Genomic DNA, 17,014 nt, shown 5'->3' with positions numbered 1-17,014 from the left:
TTCTACCATTAGTCTATTTAATTAGACGCCAACTTTAACTATAATCGAACTTGTTATTTATTCCACTGACTGGACAGACCAGAGGTGGGTTGAGATGTGCATGAGATGGTAAAGGTTACGTAAGTAATATCGCAGGTTCGATTCCTGCCATCTCAATCAGCGTCGGAAGGGACGCGACCCCACACCCCCTAAGAAGGCAGATACGTTCTGATGTGTGGGTTTTTATTAGACTTAGCAACGCCTCTTTACAATGCGTACCAGAGCTAAGTCGATGTCGAGGTTGGACAAGACAGTGCTAACCGACATATTAACCACAAGTCCAAAACCAAGGGTCGCAACCTTGCTTGTGGTTAGTGGACCTAGTGATGCTAGCTGGCACTTATGCACGTTCGATTCGTGCAAGGTCTGTAGAAGAGCATTTTGTGAGAGGTCTTAGCTCTTCTAAAAAGTAGGAACATGAACCGTGATTGAAAAACGGTAAGGGTAGCGCCCTGCATGACGGCGAAGGTTCTAGAGAAAGTAGTCGTGTGCTGTGTCGGTTCGATTCCGACTGTTCCTATTAAATGACAGTCATCACTTAGTGGTGGCTTTTTATTATGGAGGAATAATATGAGACCAAAAAGATACCCGTACAGCAAACCACAATGGGAAAAAGAAGTAAGTAATATATACTTTGATAATGACTACACTATTCCATACACGACGTTAGTTCATTATATTAATAGGCTAACTGGCGAGGTTAGGACATGAGACCACAGAAGCTAACTATTTCAGGAGGTAGACGAACTACTGTTGACTACGACGATAGAGCGGCAGAGTATCGTGATTACAATCGTAATAGATGGAAGTATGATAGAAAGACTAAGCAGTTCTACAACTCTAAGATTTGGAGAGAGACAAGTAAGCAAGTCTTATTGCAAAGTGATTATGTCTGTGCGATGTGTGGAGGAGAAGCGACTATGACTGATCACATTGTCTCAGTCAAGAAAGATTGGAACAAAAGATTGGATTGGAACAACTTGCAAGCAAGCTGTAAAGCTTGTAATGATAGTAAAGCTATACGAGAAAGATATAAAAATAGTAGCGAATAAAAGTCTATAAAAACATAGTTTAGGGCTATAACATTCGTAATATCCCCCCTTAATTTTTGAACGGGGCTATATCGTTCGGAAACTTAAGAACGCGCCCTTTTCCGTGCAAAAAATTCCCTTTTTGAAATTTTCAAACTGTCAATATTCGTGTAAAGGAGGTCTTATGGGAAGAAACTTGAAACTAGTTGAAACGACAAAAAAACACCTTACAAAAGAAGAAAAAATAGTGAGAGAAACCGCTCAAAATAAGGCCTCCGACGGTCTTACAAAGTTACAGATAACACCGCCTGCACACTTCAATAATATAGCAAAATATGAGTACAGAAGAATCATAGGAGACCTCCAAAACCTACCACTAAGAAATCTCGACAGAGGGCTCTTAGAGCTGTATTGCACCTGGTACTCTATTTATAAAGAGACAAGTAAAAAGTTAGATGAGGTTGGATATTTCGTGAATGATCCAGACAAAGGTCTGATACCAAGTCCGTTAATATTAACACTTGAAAAAGCCACTACGAATATCAGGAGTAGCGCTAGTCAATTAGGTTTGACGGTAGATAGTCGTATGAAGATGTTTATTCCTAAAGATGAAGAAAAACCAAAAAGCATATTTGATAAATTTGGTGGTTAGATAGGGAGGAGGTCATGACAATAAAATACGATTATTCAGCTATTAGCGACATCTATAAAGATGACGCTTTTTATTATGCAAAAATGGTCGTTGATGAAGAAATTAAAGCGAGTAAGAAAGTTTTTAAGGCGTGCTTGAGACATTTGAATGATATCAAAAAAATAGATGATGACAACTTTAAATTTATCTATTTACCGAAGAAGGCAGTTGACCCTATCAATTTTATTGAGATTTTGCCAGATGTTAAAACGGGTAAGCCTTATCCTTTAGCGATGTTCCAAAAATTTATTATTGCGAATTTGTATGGATGGCGTAAAAAAACAGACCACTCTTTGAGACGTTTTAGAAAAGCTATGATTTCAGTTGCTCGTAAAAACGGGAAAACGATTTTGATAGCTGGCATCTTGCTTTATGAGTTTCTGTTTGGTCACAACCCTGCCATGAGTAGACAATTGTTTTGTACTGCAAACGATAGGACTCAAGCTAAGATTGCATGGGACATGGCTAAAAAGCAGTTGGATGCTTTAAGGGGTAAGGACGTCGATGTCAGGAAAGCAACGAAAATTGTTCGCGATGAACTTAAAAACTTGCATGATGAATCTTACATCAGAGCGCTTAGTCGAGATACTGGGGCTGTAGATGGTTTCGAGCCTTATGTAGGTGTATTAGATGAATTTGCAGCATCGAAAACAAACGAAATGTTAGAGCTTTTAGAATCCGGTCAAGGTCAACTTGATAATCCTTTTATACTAATCATTTCAACGGCAGGCATGGACTTAAACGTACCTATGCACACAATCGAGTATCCATACATCGCTAAAATTTTAGACGAAGAAATTGTAGATGACGGCTATTTTGGTTATGTTGCAGAGCAGGATAACGAAGAGGAAATCAAGGATGAATCTAATTGGATAAAATCTAATCCAATTCTTGAAGTAGAGGCCTTGCATGATAAAATCATGGATTATTTAAGAACACGTCGCAGAGTATCTCTTGAGACTGGCGAGATCAACAAAGTGTTAATCAAAAACTTTAATATGTGGCGACAGTCGAGCGAGGAATCCTATATTGATAAACAATCTTGGGAGCTTGCTCAGATTGATAAGCCAAACACACATAAGCGCAGAGTTTGGCTAGGCGTTGACGTTGGTCGCGTTAGTGACTTATTTGCCATCAGCCCTGTTATTATGATGGACGACTTTTGGTATATTGACAGTTTCTCTTTTGTCGCTACAAAGTACGGTTTAACAGCCAAGGAAAAGCGCGACGGCGTGTCTTATAGCAACCTTGAACGTCAAGGGCATTGCGAGATAACCACCCTAGAAAGTGGCGTTATAGATGATGAACGTGTGCTCGAAAAAATTGAAGAAATGGTTTACTCAAACGATTGGGAAGTTAATGGGATTTGTTTCGATCCTTACCAGTTTGGAACGTTGCTTACAATGATTGAAAAAAGGCATCCAGAATGGCCTCTCATCGAAGTTTCTCAGACGACAATGGTGTTGAATATGCCCACAAAACAATTCCGCGACGACCTCAAAAAAGGCAAAATAAAGCACTCTGGAAATCCATTGCTAACAATGGCTATCAATAACGCTTATATCAAAACTGACAATAACGGCATGAGGATTGACAAGAATAAGAATAGCAATAAGATTGATCCTCTTGATGCCGCGTTGGATGGTTACGCTGTGTGCTATCTAGAGCCATTTGATGGTTCTGGTTATTGGACAGATGAAAAAATATTGGGAGGTGAGACGCTATTTTGATTGGTTTTATTTTAAGGAACATTCATACATTGTTCTTATTGATTGGACTATGCTTGCTAATTTATGGCATGTTTTTGTTTGGCGATAAGGTTGGTTTTATCGCTAGTGGTATTATTTTAGTTATTTTGGCTATCTATGTCGATAGCATCGGAGGAAGAAAATGAGTAAACGGATCAAAAAGAAACGTAAATTGGAAACAGCAATTGTGATGCTGAACGCAGAAAATGCCATGCAAGCAGAAGCGATTAAGAATCAGAACGATAGAATCTCACATTTAGAGTCAACAGTTACAAATTTAAGTGCAAGATTGTCAGCTATTACTCTAGACAATCAAGTAGCTATCAAGTCTATCGGTGATGATGTTGATTATATTAAGAAAAACTACAAACGTAAGTGGGGGAAGAAATAATATGGAATATACAGAAAAAGCTAAAGAACTAGCATCACAAGAATTTACACGTCTTTCTGGTCGTGAAATCAAACCAGAAGACTGTTTTGTAGTCTGGTTTAGTAAGACGTTGCAAAATTGGAAAGCGTTAGTTGGTACAAATAAAATCAAATCAGATGAAGCATGCGGTGATTATGCAGAAGTAACACATAATGGCGATAAAAAAGAGACTTACGTAGATGTTTATGCTAAAGTCTCAAATCGAGCTATTTAAGAAAAACTACAAACGTAAGTGGGGGAAATAATATACAGTTCATATTGTTTGTTTCTTTTGAAAACGGTATAATAGCCTCATAACAAGGAGGAGATTATGAAAAAGAAACTTTGGAAACAATGGCGCTTTTGGCTTGAAGTTGGTTTAGGTTTGATTGCTCTTGTATTTTTATTTACAACTATTTCGCTAGCTTTAACAGTAAATGAAATGGAAACGGCGAAACAACCAGAAAGTGTAAGCAAGATTGAAGAAAATAATAGCAGTGAACAAAAAAGTAATTCTAAGATTTTAAAACCAGGAGATAGTTATACTTTTTCAAAAGAAGACTACACAAATTCAACTGGTCTAAAAATAACAGTAGATTCAATTACTGTTGATAAGAACTTGCAACTTAATTCGGAGTCTTCTTCTCAAGATTTTGGTAATTTGATTCCTGTTGTCGTTAAAACAACTTTTGAAAATACAACCGATAAATTTATAGATATAGGGAGTTTTGAATTACTATCTAATAACGGAGAAATGGGCCTGTGGAAGCCATATCAAGAGGGAGTTTCTTCGGGAATGCCAGACGGACTGAACGCCGGTCAAAAAGTAAACATGGTACAAGTTTTTGGTTCTCCAACCGAGAAAAATTTTGATTTGTCATATAGCGGTGTCACATGGAGATTTGAATAGGAAAATTATAGCTTAAGCACCTAATAGGTGCTTTTTTTATGCCCTTTTTAGAAAGGAGGTGAGAAATCTATGAGTTTTTTTCAACCTTTGGGAAGTTCAAAGGTGTCTTATGATGATTACATATCATCTGTTTTGGCCGGTGATGTTTCTCAAAAATATTTAGGTGTGTCCGCTTTAAAAAATAGCGATGTGTTAACAGCTACATCGATTATTGCTGGAGACATCGCCCGATTCCCACTTGTCAAAAAAGATGTTAATGGTGACATCATTCACGATGAAGACATTAATTATCTCTTAAACGTTAAATCAACGAAAAACGCTAGCGCACGAACTTGGAAGTTTGCAATGGCGGTTAATGCTATTTTGACGGGCAATTCGTTTTCTCGCATTCTGCGCGATCCAAAAACAGGTCAAGCACTGCAATTTCAGTTTTACAGACCATCCGAAACAACGGTTGAGGAAACGGATAGTCATGAAATCGTTTATACGTTCACTGATAGTTTGACAGGAAAACAAATAAAATGTTTCGCTCATGATGTTGTCCACTGGAAATTTTTTAGCCACGATACGATTTTAGGCAGGTCTCCTTTACTGTCTTTGGGTGATGAGATAGACCTGCAAAAAGGTGGTATAAATACCTTAATTAAGTTCTTCAAAGATGGTTTTTCGAGTGGTATTTTAAAAATGAAAGGCGCTCAATTAAGTGGTGAAGCACGTAAGAGAGCCAGAGTTGAATTTGAAAAAATGCGTGAGGGTGCAATTGGTGGTAGCCCTTTAGTATTCGATGATACGCAAGAATATACGCCGCTTCAAATCGATACTAACGTATTGCAATTAATTACAAGCAACAATTTTTCAACCGCTCAGATTGCTAAAGCTTTGCGAGTACCTAGTTACAAATTGGGAGTAAACAGCCCTAATCAGTCCGTGGCTCAATTAATGGAAGATTATGTCACGAACGACTTGCCGTTTTATTTTGATGCTATCACAAGTGAGATAGGTCTTAAGACGTTGAGTGATTCAGATAAACGAGTTTATCGTATCGAGTTCGACACACGGAGTGTTACTGGTCGTAATGTTGATGAGATTGTCAAACTGGTTAATAATCAAATATTGACGCCTAATCAAGGACTTATTGAGCTCGGTAAGCAAAAATCAACAGATCCAAATATGGACAGATATCAGTCGAGCCTGAACTACGTCTTTTTAGACAAAAAAGAAGAATATCAGGACAAAGTGGGTCTCAAAGGGAAAGGAGGTGAGGTAAATGCCAAAGAGGGTAAATCTTAAAGGGCCATTAATTGCTAATAATTCACAAGAAGTATATGACTATTATGGAATGGAAGCTGTCAGTGCTAAAAGTATTGTTGAACAACTCCCCGAAGATAATAGCGATATTGTTTTGGAAGTTAATTCAAACGGCGGTTTAGTTACTGTTGGAAGTGAAATCTATACCGCTTTGCGAAATTACAAAGGAAAAGTAACTGCAGAAATTACTGGTATGGCTGCGAGCGCTGCATCTGTGGCAGTTATGGGGGCGGACAAAATTGTTATGAGTCCAACTGCACAAATGATGGTGCACAAAGCTTTATTTAATTTTGTTTCTGGAAACAGTGATGATTTAGACAGAGCTTCTAATGCTTTGAAGTCTAGTGATAAAGCTATTGTTAATGCTTACGTTGCAAAAACAGGTCTGTCTGAAGATGAAATCATGGATCTAATGCGGAACGAGACGTTTATGTCTGCGCAAGAAGCAGTTGAAAAAGGTTTTGCAGATGAAGTGATGTCGTTCGAAGCGGTAGCTAGCATTGACAACACAATGTTGCCACAAGCCGTGATTGACGACTATTACGCTAGACGTAATAAACGAAAACAAGAAATTAGCAATATGCTACTAGAAATCGAAAAAGAAGAAATTTTACAAGGGCTATAAGCTCTTTTTTTATTGGAGGAATTTATGTTTGACGAAAAAATTAAAGAAATTAAAGCGACTATCGCTAATTTAAATAGCACAATCTCTACTAAGACCGCAGAAGTTAAAAATGCTTTAGAATCAGATGATTTAGACACTGCTCGCTCAATTAAAGCAGAAATTGAAGAAGCTAAAGCAAAATTAGCAGAAGCAGAAAACGATTTGAAATTATTTGAATCAAGTTTTGAACAAGGCGGTGCAGAAAACATTGGAGGAAAAGAAGTGATACAAGAAACTAAGGACTATCGCGAAAGTGTTAATGAATTCATTCGCACAAAAGGTAAAGTCGTAAATGAAGATTTGCGTTTCGAAGGTAAAGACGAAGTTCTTATTCCGTTTAATCAAACAACGCCAATTGAACCTAAAACGGATGGTATTAAGAAAACAGACGTTAAGCCTGTGTCTAGCGAAGAAATCCTATATACTCCGGCGCGTGAAGTGAAAACAGTTGTTGATCTAAAACAATTTACCAACATCCACCCAGCTAAGAAAGCGTCTGGTAAATGGCCAGTATTGCAACGTGCTACAGAAAAAATGGTAAGTGTTGAAGAGTTGGAGAAAAATCCTAAACTCGGCAAACCACAATTCAAGAACGTTGAATGGGAAATTAAAACTTATCGTGGAGCTATCCCACTATCTCAAGAATCCATCGATGATGCAGATGTAGACTTGGTTGGCATCGTTGCTGAGACTATCGGTCAAATGAAAGTTAATACTACTAATGATGCAATCGCAACTGTGTTAAAAGCGTTCAAGGCTAAAACGGTCGCAAATTTGGATGAAATCAAAAAACTGCTTAATGTCGATTTAGATCCAGCCTACAACGTATCGTTTATTGTTTCCCAAAGTTTTTATCAAACTATGGATACTTTGAAAGACAAAAACGGTCGCTACTTATTGCAAGACTCAATTACATCCGTAACTGGCAAAGTGTTCCTTGGTAAACCTGTTTTTGTGTTGGCTGATGAAGTTTTAGGCGCTAATACAGCTTTTGTCGGAGATTTCAAACGTGGCGTTTTGTTTGCAGACCGCAAAGAGCTAGGACTTCGTTGGGCAGATAACGAAATTTACGGTCAATATTTGCAAGCGGTTCTTCGTTTTGGTGTCTCTAAAGTTGATGAAAAAGCTGGATACTACGTAACATTCACACCCAGCGAAAGCCTCTGAGAAGGAGGCGAAACCTACGAAAAGTAGTACTGTCGAAGATATAAAACGCTATCTAAGAAGCAAAGAAATTCATTTTGAAGAGCGTGCTTTAAAAGCTGAATTATTGAGGCTTGCGGGCGTTGAAGAGGTATAGCTATGGCTGTATCTAAGGAATTACTAGACAGTGTGAAGCTCTATTGTAAGATTGACTTTGATTTTGAAGATGACATTATTAAAGAAATGATTGAATCTGCTCAAGAACAAATCTGTTTTGCAATAGAAGATGGTTCTACTTCTGAAATGTTTAAAGGTCACGCTAAATTTGCTTTAGCGGTCAAAAAGCAAGTCAAGGAGGAGTACGATCATCGCGGTTTGTCTGCGGATAGTATGCGCTATCCGTTGGCAAATGGTGTTTTGAACATTATCCATCAATTGCGATTGAGAGGTGATGATTCATGATTACACGCAAAATGAACGTCAGGATAACAATTTTTAGTCGGTCAGGTGGACAGAACGATGACGGTGAAGTAGTATCTGCTGTCAGAAAAGACTTATATACCTGCTGGGCAGAAGTGCTAAAAACTCAATTAAGAGATTTTAATTATCAATCAAAGTATCAAAACGCTAGCAATCTACCTACCAACAAAGATACTAAAGTGTTTTTGATTAGATACAATCCTAAATTATCTATCGATAACACGATGTTTGTTGAATTTAACAATCGTATCTATAAGATAGATAAAATCGAATCTGACGAATCTGGTAAGGATATGATTATGATAAGTGGGGTGAGTTTGTCGTGACGAAGGGGTTAGATGAAATTTTGGCTAATCTTACAAAGCTTGAAGTAAAAGCTCCTAAAACAGCAAAGTCAGCTGTCACAGAGGTTGCTAAGGAGTTTGAAAAAAACCTTAAAGCAAACACCCCTGTTTATGCTTTTGAAACGAAAGATAGATTGCAAGAAGACACTGCTATCAGTGGTTTTAAAGGGGCTAATGTCGGTATTGTTTCAAAAGAAATTGGCTACGGTAAAACCACAGGCTGGCGCGCTCATTATCCCAATGATGGGACGATTTACCAACGCGGTCAGGACTTTAAAGAAAGAACAATCAATCAAATGACGCCAAAAGCTAAGCAGATTTACGCTAAAAAAGTGAAGGAGGGACTAGGACTTTGATTGCTGAAACGACAGCTTATAAATTATTAAGTAACGATAAGACACTAAATGAGCTGTTAGATAGGCTCAGGGGTGGTCCGTTCAAAAATGGATTTAAGCAAGGGATATTTACTTATGATATCCCCGATAACCCAATCGACTTGCGAAAAGCAGAGTTGGCGCCATTCATGCGAATTAACACGACGTTAGATGGTCCTGTCGATTACGCGGACGATGAGATACTTTGCAACGAACAACGTATCACGATCAATTTTTGGTGTAAAACAGCGTCAGAATCTGACCAGATTGCAAAATGTATAGATAATATTTTAAAAAAAGGCGGTTTTGAAAGATATACCGCAAATGAAAAACCAAGATATAAAGATAGCGATATCGACTTACTAATGAATGTAAGAAAGTATCGCTATTTTGATTTTAATTAACGAAAAGAGGAAAAAATGGGAAAAGTAAAATTTGGATTACGTGATTTTCAATATGCCGTTTTAGGCGATGACGATACTTTAAAAACAAAAATAGGCGGTATTAAGAAAGTGCCGGGGATAACAGAAGCAAAACTAGACATCACTAATGAATTAGTGACTATCTCTGCTGATGATGGCCCTTACGTTGTTATTTCTGGTGGTATTACAGACACCAAACTGGAAGTCAAAGTGCTTGATTTAACATCAGACGCTCGTAAAGATTTCTTCGGTATTTCCGTTGATAACGGTATTGAAAAATACAATAAATCTTTGACACCAAACAACATTACATGTATTTTCCGAACTAGCATGGAAGACGGGAAAGCGGTTTGGGTAGGTTTGCTTAAAGGTAAATTTAACGTGCCGGGACTAGAAGCCAAAACAAAAGATGGCGCACCAAGTCCAGAACCAGACACTGTAACAGGTAATTTCGTAGGACGTGGTGAAGAAGGAGATGTTTACTTCATAGGTCGTGAAGATGCCCCGGAATTCAAACTAAGCGAATTCAAAAAAATGGTATTTGCTGGTGCAACTGTTTTAGGAGAAGATTAAGAGCTAGGTCGGATTATTCCGGCCTTTTGTTTTTGATAAGGAGTAAAAAATGTACGAAATTACCTTAAAAAAGGGCGGCGTAGATAAAACTTTTTCGAAAGACTTTATCAATGTCGAAGATAATTTGTTAGCTGTTGAGCACCAAGTCAGACAAAGCGCTGTGTTTAGCGACGAGAAAAGACGACTTGATTCTAAAGCGCATAGGAAACTGAATGAATCATACTTGCAAATGTTTGTTGACATGTATGCTGGTCAATTTACTGTTGATGATTTAAAGCAATCTGATATGACTGTTTTAAATATTTTAAACGATCTATACATTGATGCGCTTGGTGGCGAGCGTGAGGAAGAAGAAACCGAAAAAAAGGAACAATAACCCCTCAAGAAGCCAAAGATAATTTGCTCATGTGGGTACAAAGTCTATTAAAGAACGGCTATACGATTTTAGATATTAAAAAAATGCGCTTATCAGACATCGAATTGATGGTACAAGCGCTAGAAATTGAAACTGTCGAAAAAGAAGAAGTGATTGAAACAACCTTGGACAAGGCATTCCCATTCCTTTTCGGCTAGAAAGGAGACGAAATGGGGAATATAGGTGATTTAGTAGCAACGGCAACATTAGACATATCACCGTTCATGTCAAATACGAGAAATCTTAAAACATACATGAAAACTTTAGATAACTCGTTAAAAGCTGTTGAAAAAAGCTTTCAAGGGCACGGCGGACGAATTAAAGGTCTTAGGGCTATTTATTCTGAAACAGGTAGTGCTTTAAAAGGTTATCAAGAACTACTGAAGAAACAATCGCAAAAATACAGCAACTTAAAAAACGAAATTGGCGATGTCAATAATGCCACTGCCGAACAAAAGCAAAAACTGATTGGCGCAAAATCAGCTATGATTGAGACTGCCGCAAAGGTCACAGAATTGCAAAACAGATTGCGGTCTTTGGCGACAGAAACTAGTGTTTTCACTCGTTTTGGCAAAGCTGCCGAAAAAATGGGCAGTAGAATGAAGTCGTTTGGAAATTCTTTGAGTGGGGTTGGGGCTGCGTTTACCAAAGGCGTGACAGCTCCGATTGTGGCTGGCGCCGGTTATGCCATTAAAGCTGCGGTCGATTATGAATCAGCTTTTGCTGGCGTTAAAAAGACGGTTGATGAAACCGCCACAGTCTCTTATGCGAAGCTCTCTCAAGGCATTAGGCAGATGTCTAAAGAGTTACCAGCGAGCGCAGTAGAGATTGCTCATGTCGCTGAAGCTGCGGGGCAATTAGGTGTTAAAACAGGAGACATCCTGAACTTTTCTAGAACGATGATTGATTTGGGAGAGTCCACAAACTTGTCTGCGGAAGAAGCTGCGACATCAATCGCAAAGATCGCAAATATAACAGGTCTAGCCTCATCAGAATACTCTCGCTTTGGGAGTGCTGTTGTAGCGTTAGGAAATAACTTTGCGACGACAGAAAAAGATATTGTTGCAATGACTAACCGCATTGCTGCCTCAGGCAAGCTCGCAGGCTTAACCAATCAAGAAATGCTAGCTTTAGCTACCGCAATGTCAAGTGTTGGTATTGAAGCCGAAGCCGGCGGTACAGCCATGACTCAATCTTTATCAGCTATTGAACGTGCAGTCGCATCTGGAGGTGACAATTTAAATAAATTTGCACAAATTGCAAACATGTCATCTGCTGATTTTGCAAAAGCGTGGAAAGATAAACCGATTGTTGCATTACAAGAGTTTATTAAAGGTCTTGGCCAGTTAGATAAAAAAGGCGAAAGTGCCACAAAGGTTCTTGATGAATTAGGATTGAGTGGGATTCGTCAATCTAACATGTTGAAATCTCTGGGGTTGGCATCTGAGACGTTAGGCAAAGCGCTAGACACTTCTAATAAAGCTTGGAAAGAAAACACAGCATTGACAGATGAAGCCAACAAACGCTACGAAACGACAGAGTCTAAGCTTAAAATGCTTAAAAATGAAGTCACTGATGTAGCGATTGAGTTCGGTGGCCCTTTGGTTGACGCTTTACGAAATGGACTCGAAGTAGGGAAGCCGATTATCCAAATGGCGGCTGATTTAGCCAAGAAGTTTAATTCTCTTGATAAAGAGCAACAACAACAAATTATTAAATGGGGTCTGATTGCAGCAGCGGCTGGCCCGGCTTTATCTGTCTTAGGGAAAGGCATTGGTATTATCGGCGGTACCATTCAAGCTATCGGCAAGATGAGTCGAGGGCTAGGTGCTTTATCAGGCTGGCTACGTACTTTTAAAACTGGAGCGATTGCAGCGGGTGCTGGAGCAGAAGCGACAGCGGCATCTATGGGAGGTATGGCTGGCGCCGTAGCGCTATTAAGCAATCCTGTGACTTGGGGTGTGCTTTTGGGTGGCGCGGCGGTTATCGGTATAGGTTTAATTGCTGATAGTATGTATAAAGCCCGAAAGCGAACAGAAGATTGGGGCACTAAAGTTAGCCAAGTACAAGCTAACGAGCTACAAGCTTTTAAAAACAAAGTTGATGAAACTAATCTTGCCATGACCACCTTTGGAAGCGATAGCTCTTCTAGCATCAATAATGTTAAAAAAGCTTTTGAAGGTCTTGTAGATGAGATAGAGAAACTACAAAACAAGGATTTAAAGAAAAAACTTGACGTCGCAAAAGCTTTAGGTTTGAGCGCAGAAACAATTGCTGAAATTAAAAATCAAGCAAATCAAACTGTAGCTAACGTTCAACAGATGTCAGATGAAGTTATCAATATTTATCGCAACGCTAGCGAACAACATCGACAACTAACAACTGAAGAAAAAGCGATTGTTTTAGAAAATCAGAATGAGATGATTAATACACAATTATCTCTTATGAAATTCTCTAAAAAAGAACGCGTTGCTATCACAAAAGCGATGAACGGCGAGTTAGATAGTTTAAATAAAGAGCAATTGAGTAAAGCTTTAAATGTCACCCAAAAGTGGATTGAAGAAGAAAATAAATCTTATAAAAAGAGACGCAAAAATCTTAAAAAACTATATGACGACATTAAAGGCGATGGTCAAGAAGCAGTCAAGGCTAGAGCGGAAATACACGCTAGATTGCAAGAATTAGAAGCAGAACATCAAGCTAAAATGGATGCTTTTGGTCAAAAGTACGCAGCTATTCGCAAAAAACTATTGCAAGGAGAGTTGTTAGGTCAAGACCCTCAAGTCCAGGAAGGCATCATCAAGAATGTCCAGAAACAAATGCAAGAGCTAGGTTTGTCTTATGAACAATTGATGGAAAAGACAACAAAAGCTTCTTCTAAGATACAGGCTGCTAATTCTTTGTGGGCTCAAACAACAAAAGATGCGTCCGAGCAAACAAAGTTGGCAAATTCTCAATGGAACAGCCTGGTCTGGGATGCAAAAAAAGGGACGGTTAAAACTAACGCCCAAGAAGAAATCCAAAAAGCGCTTCAAGCAGAAGGTGGTTGGGAGCAGATGAAATTTACTCTCAAACACGCAAATCTTGAAACGAATGCAAAAATAGCAATTGGAGAAGCGCTTATTGCGAACGATCAGTGGGAAAGTTTATCGCCAGCTGAAAAAGCATTAGTAACCAATAACAAGCCTGCGATTGAAGCTATTTTAGAAAGCGAAACAGCTCTTAAACAATGGAACGCACTGCCAGAAGAAATTAAAAAACTGCTTGGTGAAAATAATAGCTTCTTAAATAGCGCAGATGGTGCGATAAACGCTTTGAACAAATGGAACCTACTAACTCCGCAACAAAAAGAATTGCTAGCTAGAGACTTGACGGGAGAAGATGTTAACAAAGCGCAACAAGCTGTTAACTCTCTAACAGGAAAGACTGTCATTATTGATGCAAGCAACGAAACAGGACAACCGGCCCTAGAGGCAGGCATAACTATTAATGGTGTGAAACAAGAAGTGCCAGCAGGAATTAATGCTACTGATCAAACGGCAGGAGATACTCAATCGGCACAAAGCAAGATTGACAAAGTTAAACAGCGAGTGCCAGCTGATATTAATGCCTCAGATAAGACAGGACCAGACGTTAATTCTGCTAATAGAGCTGTAAATAGGCCTAAGCAAAAAAATCCAGCAAATATTAGAGCACGAGATAGTGCGAGTAGGGTCGCTGAAGGTGTCATAGGGTCCTTAGCCAGAATACCTCGAAGCGTGACGACAACTATTACAACGTTCGTCCGCAAGATTTTTGGGCACGAAAAAGGTACTAATTACCACCCTGGAGGATTAGCAATGGTCAATGACCAGAGAGGTCCGCTGTACAAAGAATTGGTTACTTTGCCGACAGGGGAGTCGTTTATTCCAGAAGGAAGAAACGTTATCTTGCCTTTGCCGAGAGGCTCAAAGGTCTTAAGAGCTAGTCGTACAAGACAACTATTTCCGCATTATGCTAACGGAATAGGTTTTGATGATACTAAAATCGCTAGTCTAACAACTCGTTTAAAAAATGTGCAAGATAAAGGTCAAGTGATTATAAATACTGACCCTCAAATGTCAGAGCTGATTAAATTGCTCAAAAATAAAGATAACCAAAACGTCACAAATAACTACACGTTAAATGCTACTAATAGTGGTGGTTCTAGCGACATGTTTAGCCAAGAAAATATGAAACGACTAATCAGAGAATTAGCTTACTATACAAATGGAGAGAAAGGGAGGTTGGCTTAATGCGATACATCGAGTTCAATGGAACAAAAAGCGATAAATTTGGTTTGTTGCTAGAGCGTGAACGCTCGATAAGGTCAACTAATAATGACGTCGATTTTATCGAAGTCGATGGCCGAGATGGAGCGCTCCTGAAAGATAACGATAGATTGAAAGTTATTGAGCAAGATTTTCCTTTTTCTTTGGTTGGCGATGTGACGGTTAACGAGCAAAGAATAAGCGAATGGCTACACGTAAAGGGTTGGCATGACTTAGTTTTATCTTGGGACAATAATTATATCTATCGTGCTAGTGTTATTAATCTATTTGAGATAGACGAGATACTAAATCAATTTGGTAGATTAAAGATTAACTTTTTAATCCACCCTATCAAATACCTAAAAATGGGCAAGCAAGAGATATCTCTCGTCAATGGTGGTACACTGCAAAATCCTGGTAACGTTCAAGCTAAACCTTTGATTAAAATTAAAGGTAGCGGTAACGGCGTCATAACTATCAATGGTTTTGAAACAGGTTTTGAAAATGTGCAAGGAGAGCTCGTCATAGACATGGAAAGGCATCTCGTCTACAAAGATGTTTTATCAGCATGGGATAATATTGTCAGAACAGAGCATCACCGCATGCCTCTTTTCGATGTTGGTCAAAATAACATCTCATGGACTGGTAATTTTACCATCACAGCTATCCCGAATTGGGGGGTTAAAGTATGATACCAGTTTTGTACGAAGCCAAAGAAACCAAGTTTAGGACTTTTGGGCTTGGTGAGATTGCAGATGCTTATGAAGTTAAAGCTACTCGAGAACGCAATGGCAACTACTCGCTATATATCAAATATCCTCTTGACGGAGCATTGGCATCGGTTTTCAAAGAGGAGATGAAGATTAAGTCTGACGCTGGGCGAAGAACCAAGTGGCAAACATTTGAAATCAATCGCGTGATACGGAATAGCAAAGACCACATCGAGATTTTTGCGCGTCACATCTCAATGCGCACGCAAGATATTGCTCTAAAACCATTCGTTAGCGGGTCTAGCGTAGACGCCGAATCTGCTCTGGAAATCTGGCAAGAAAACCTTGTGGGTGACGACAAATTCGACATCAAGAGCGACATTTTGATGCTTGGTAGTTTTAACTGGGAGATAGATAAAATAGGCAACGCTCGAGGTGCTTTGGGCGGTGTCGCTGGATCTATCTTAGACGTCTATGGCGGTGAGTATGAGTTTGACAATCGCACTATTATTTTACACAAACAAATGGGGCGTAAAGCTCCTACAGTTTTGGAGTACGGACGAAACATTGTAAGTGTTGAAGAAGAACGACTACTAGATGGCAATTACACATCTATCTACCCATATGTTCGATATACTCCGCAACCAAAATCGCAAGAGGAAGCCCCTGGTAAACCGCATGTAGGAGAACATGAACAACCAGAAGAACAACTGGTGACACTGCCCGAATTTATCGTCGATGGGTCCTATGTCGATTTATATTCTCAACGCAGAATACAACTCGTTGATTTATCTAGTCATTTTACCGATGACAAAAATAAAAAAGAGCCAACAGTCGAAGAAATCCGCAAGTTAGCTCAGAAATATCTTAAAGATAATAATGTAGGCGCTCCTAAAGTTAGCATTGAAGTCGATTATATCGATTTATCGCAAACGCTTGACTATCAAGATTTTAGGGTCATGGAAGAAGTAGAGCTTTGCGACATTGTACCGCTTTACTATCCGAAATTCGGTATTACAACTGAGACCGAAAAAGTTGTCGAGATTGTTTATGACGTCTACACAGATAGCAATCACACGATAAAACTTGGTACGGTTGGTCAGTCGTTTTCTAAGAGTCTAACGGGTGGTATGTCAGAACGCATCAATGCGCTTGAGAATAGCCAAAAAATTATAGCGAATAATCAAAAAGAGTTCGAACTTAATCTACCTAAGTATCTCCTAGATATTAACGGCAATCGTGTCTGGTACGAAAAACCAGATGACAACGTCGAGCATAAGATAGGTGATTACTGGTTTGAGAAAAACGGCAAGTATCAGCGGACATGGCTATGGGATGGTAATCAATGGGTCAAAATCATTGACACAGAAGATCTTAACTTTGGCCAAAGGGCTTTTGATGAAGCTCTGAAAGAGATTGAAAAAATCAGAGAAGAGCAAGAAAAAATAGACGAACGCACTCAAA

20 protein-coding genes and 2 tRNA genes are annotated in these 17,014 nt (G+C 39.0%); all 22 read left to right on the top strand.

All coding sequences use genetic code 11. The features are described from left to right. Positions 1-90: 90 nt before the first annotated feature. Positions 91-156 (top strand) — tRNA-OTHER (locus AKK44_RS08895). Positions 157-450: 294 nt separating this feature from the next. Then, positions 451-559: transfer RNA gene (locus tag AKK44_RS08890), tRNA-Cys, on the top strand. Between the two features lie 187 nt (positions 560-746). Beyond that, a complete protein-coding gene (locus tag AKK44_RS05880) occupies positions 747-1,091 on the top strand; it encodes an HNH endonuclease (protein WP_054278919.1) in 345 nt (114 codons plus the stop codon). 163 nt (positions 1,092-1,254) lie between these two features. Next, complete coding sequence (locus AKK44_RS05875; RefSeq protein WP_054278918.1) at positions 1,255-1,722, top strand: phage terminase small subunit P27 family; 468 nt, start codon at positions 1,255-1,257, stop codon at positions 1,720-1,722. A gap of 14 nt (positions 1,723-1,736) precedes the next feature. Then, the gene (locus AKK44_RS05870) at positions 1,737-3,491 is read left to right on the top strand and encodes a terminase large subunit (protein ID WP_054278917.1); all 1,755 of its coding nucleotides are present in this window, start codon (positions 1,737-1,739) and stop codon (positions 3,489-3,491) included. Continuing rightward, on the top strand, positions 3,488-3,655 hold the full coding sequence (locus tag AKK44_RS09115) for a hypothetical protein (RefSeq protein ID WP_169750801.1): 168 nt from the start codon (positions 3,488-3,490) through the stop codon (positions 3,653-3,655). Before AKK44_RS05870 ends, AKK44_RS09115 begins: the two co-directional genes overlap by 4 nt. Beyond that, on the top strand, positions 3,652-3,900 hold the full coding sequence (locus AKK44_RS05865) for a hypothetical protein (RefSeq protein WP_054278916.1): 249 nt from the start codon (positions 3,652-3,654) through the stop codon (positions 3,898-3,900). The genes AKK44_RS09115 and AKK44_RS05865 overlap by 4 nt, the downstream gene beginning before the upstream one ends. Before the next feature lies 1 nt (position 3,901). Then, the gene (locus AKK44_RS05860; protein WP_054278915.1) at positions 3,902-4,153 is read left to right on the top strand and encodes a DUF6275 family protein; all 252 of its coding nucleotides are present in this window, start codon (positions 3,902-3,904) and stop codon (positions 4,151-4,153) included. A gap of 96 nt (positions 4,154-4,249) precedes the next feature. Continuing rightward, positions 4,250-4,828, top strand: coding sequence for a hypothetical protein (locus AKK44_RS05855; protein ID WP_054278914.1), 579 nt, complete (start codon positions 4,250-4,252; stop codon positions 4,826-4,828). A 69-nt stretch (positions 4,829-4,897) separates the two neighbouring features. Further along, positions 4,898-6,118 (top strand): phage portal protein, encoded by a 1,221-nt coding sequence (locus AKK44_RS05850; protein WP_054278913.1) that lies wholly within the window; start codon positions 4,898-4,900, stop codon positions 6,116-6,118. After that, entirely contained in the window at positions 6,096-6,761 is a 666-nt protein-coding gene (locus AKK44_RS05845) for a head maturation protease, ClpP-related (RefSeq protein ID WP_054278912.1), read from the top strand. The genes AKK44_RS05850 and AKK44_RS05845 overlap by 23 nt, the downstream gene beginning before the upstream one ends. A gap of 24 nt (positions 6,762-6,785) precedes the next feature. Beyond that, on the top strand, positions 6,786-7,967 hold the full coding sequence (locus AKK44_RS05840) for a phage major capsid protein (protein WP_054278911.1): 1,182 nt from the start codon (positions 6,786-6,788) through the stop codon (positions 7,965-7,967). Positions 7,968-8,102: 135 nt separating this feature from the next. Further along, entirely contained in the window at positions 8,103-8,405 is a 303-nt protein-coding gene (locus AKK44_RS05835) for a head-tail connector protein (RefSeq protein WP_054278910.1), read from the top strand. After that, the gene (locus tag AKK44_RS05830; protein ID WP_054278909.1) at positions 8,402-8,749 is read left to right on the top strand and encodes a phage head closure protein; all 348 of its coding nucleotides are present in this window, start codon (positions 8,402-8,404) and stop codon (positions 8,747-8,749) included. The genes AKK44_RS05835 and AKK44_RS05830 overlap by 4 nt, the downstream gene beginning before the upstream one ends. Further along, complete coding sequence (locus AKK44_RS05825) at positions 8,746-9,123, top strand: HK97-gp10 family putative phage morphogenesis protein (RefSeq protein WP_054278908.1); 378 nt, start codon at positions 8,746-8,748, stop codon at positions 9,121-9,123. Before AKK44_RS05830 ends, AKK44_RS05825 begins: the two co-directional genes overlap by 4 nt. Continuing rightward, positions 9,120-9,545 (top strand): hypothetical protein, encoded by a 426-nt coding sequence (locus tag AKK44_RS05820; protein ID WP_054278907.1) that lies wholly within the window; start codon positions 9,120-9,122, stop codon positions 9,543-9,545. The genes AKK44_RS05825 and AKK44_RS05820 overlap by 4 nt, the downstream gene beginning before the upstream one ends. A 15-nt stretch (positions 9,546-9,560) precedes the next feature. Then, positions 9,561-10,136 carry a major tail protein gene (locus AKK44_RS05815; RefSeq protein ID WP_054278906.1) on the top strand — a complete coding sequence of 192 codons (576 nt, stop codon included), beginning with the start codon at positions 9,561-9,563 and terminating at the stop codon, positions 10,134-10,136. Between the two features lie 49 nt (positions 10,137-10,185). Next, entirely contained in the window at positions 10,186-10,512 is a 327-nt protein-coding gene (gene gpG / locus AKK44_RS05810) for a phage tail assembly chaperone G (protein WP_054278905.1), read from the top strand. A 29-nt stretch (positions 10,513-10,541) separates the two neighbouring features. Continuing rightward, on the top strand, positions 10,542-10,709 hold the full coding sequence (locus tag AKK44_RS09110) for a hypothetical protein (RefSeq protein ID WP_014411856.1): 168 nt from the start codon (positions 10,542-10,544) through the stop codon (positions 10,707-10,709). 12 nt (positions 10,710-10,721) lie between these two features. Next, the gene (locus AKK44_RS05805; protein WP_054278904.1) at positions 10,722-14,825 is read left to right on the top strand and encodes a phage tail tape measure protein; all 4,104 of its coding nucleotides are present in this window, start codon (positions 10,722-10,724) and stop codon (positions 14,823-14,825) included. Beyond that, entirely contained in the window at positions 14,825-15,532 is a 708-nt protein-coding gene (locus AKK44_RS05800; protein WP_054278903.1) for a distal tail protein Dit, read from the top strand. The genes AKK44_RS05805 and AKK44_RS05800 overlap by 1 nt, the downstream gene beginning before the upstream one ends. Further along, on the top strand, positions 15,529-17,014 hold a 1,486-nt coding region (locus AKK44_RS05795), incomplete at its 3' end, for a phage tail spike protein (RefSeq protein WP_054278902.1). The genes AKK44_RS05800 and AKK44_RS05795, both read left to right, overlap by 4 nt.

It is taken from the genome of Streptococcus phocae (assembly GCF_001302265.1).
GTDB lineage: Bacteria > Bacillota > Bacilli > Lactobacillales > Streptococcaceae > Streptococcus > Streptococcus phocae.
This window is presented reverse-complemented; position numbering and strand designations above follow the sequence as displayed.

Excerpts from the sequence above, each read along its gene's own strand:
- AKK44_RS05880 (WP_054278919.1), top strand. The coding sequence starts at position 747 with ATGAGACCACAGAAGCTAACTATTTCAGGAGGTAGACGAACTACTGTT.
- AKK44_RS05875 (WP_054278918.1), top strand. The coding sequence starts at position 1,255 with ATGGGAAGAAACTTGAAACTAGTTGAAACGACAAAAAAACACCTTACA.
- AKK44_RS05870 (WP_054278917.1), top strand. The coding sequence starts at position 1,737 with ATGACAATAAAATACGATTATTCAGCTATTAGCGACATCTATAAAGAT.
- AKK44_RS05865 (WP_054278916.1), top strand. The coding sequence starts at position 3,652 with ATGAGTAAACGGATCAAAAAGAAACGTAAATTGGAAACAGCAATTGTG.
- AKK44_RS05860 (WP_054278915.1), top strand. The coding sequence starts at position 3,902 with ATGGAATATACAGAAAAAGCTAAAGAACTAGCATCACAAGAATTTACA.
- AKK44_RS05855 (WP_054278914.1), top strand. The coding sequence starts at position 4,250 with ATGAAAAAGAAACTTTGGAAACAATGGCGCTTTTGGCTTGAAGTTGGT.
- AKK44_RS05850 (WP_054278913.1), top strand. The coding sequence starts at position 4,898 with ATGAGTTTTTTTCAACCTTTGGGAAGTTCAAAGGTGTCTTATGATGAT.
- AKK44_RS05845 (WP_054278912.1), top strand. The coding sequence starts at position 6,096 with ATGCCAAAGAGGGTAAATCTTAAAGGGCCATTAATTGCTAATAATTCA.
- AKK44_RS05840 (WP_054278911.1), top strand. The coding sequence starts at position 6,786 with ATGTTTGACGAAAAAATTAAAGAAATTAAAGCGACTATCGCTAATTTA.
- AKK44_RS05835 (WP_054278910.1), top strand. The coding sequence starts at position 8,103 with ATGGCTGTATCTAAGGAATTACTAGACAGTGTGAAGCTCTATTGTAAG.
- AKK44_RS05830 (WP_054278909.1), top strand. The coding sequence starts at position 8,402 with ATGATTACACGCAAAATGAACGTCAGGATAACAATTTTTAGTCGGTCA.
- AKK44_RS05815 (WP_054278906.1), top strand. The coding sequence starts at position 9,561 with ATGGGAAAAGTAAAATTTGGATTACGTGATTTTCAATATGCCGTTTTA.
- gpG (WP_054278905.1), top strand. The coding sequence starts at position 10,186 with ATGTACGAAATTACCTTAAAAAAGGGCGGCGTAGATAAAACTTTTTCG.
- AKK44_RS09110 (WP_014411856.1), top strand. The coding sequence starts at position 10,542 with ATGTGGGTACAAAGTCTATTAAAGAACGGCTATACGATTTTAGATATT.
- AKK44_RS05805 (WP_054278904.1), top strand. The coding sequence starts at position 10,722 with ATGGGGAATATAGGTGATTTAGTAGCAACGGCAACATTAGACATATCA.
- AKK44_RS05800 (WP_054278903.1), top strand. The coding sequence starts at position 14,825 with ATGCGATACATCGAGTTCAATGGAACAAAAAGCGATAAATTTGGTTTG.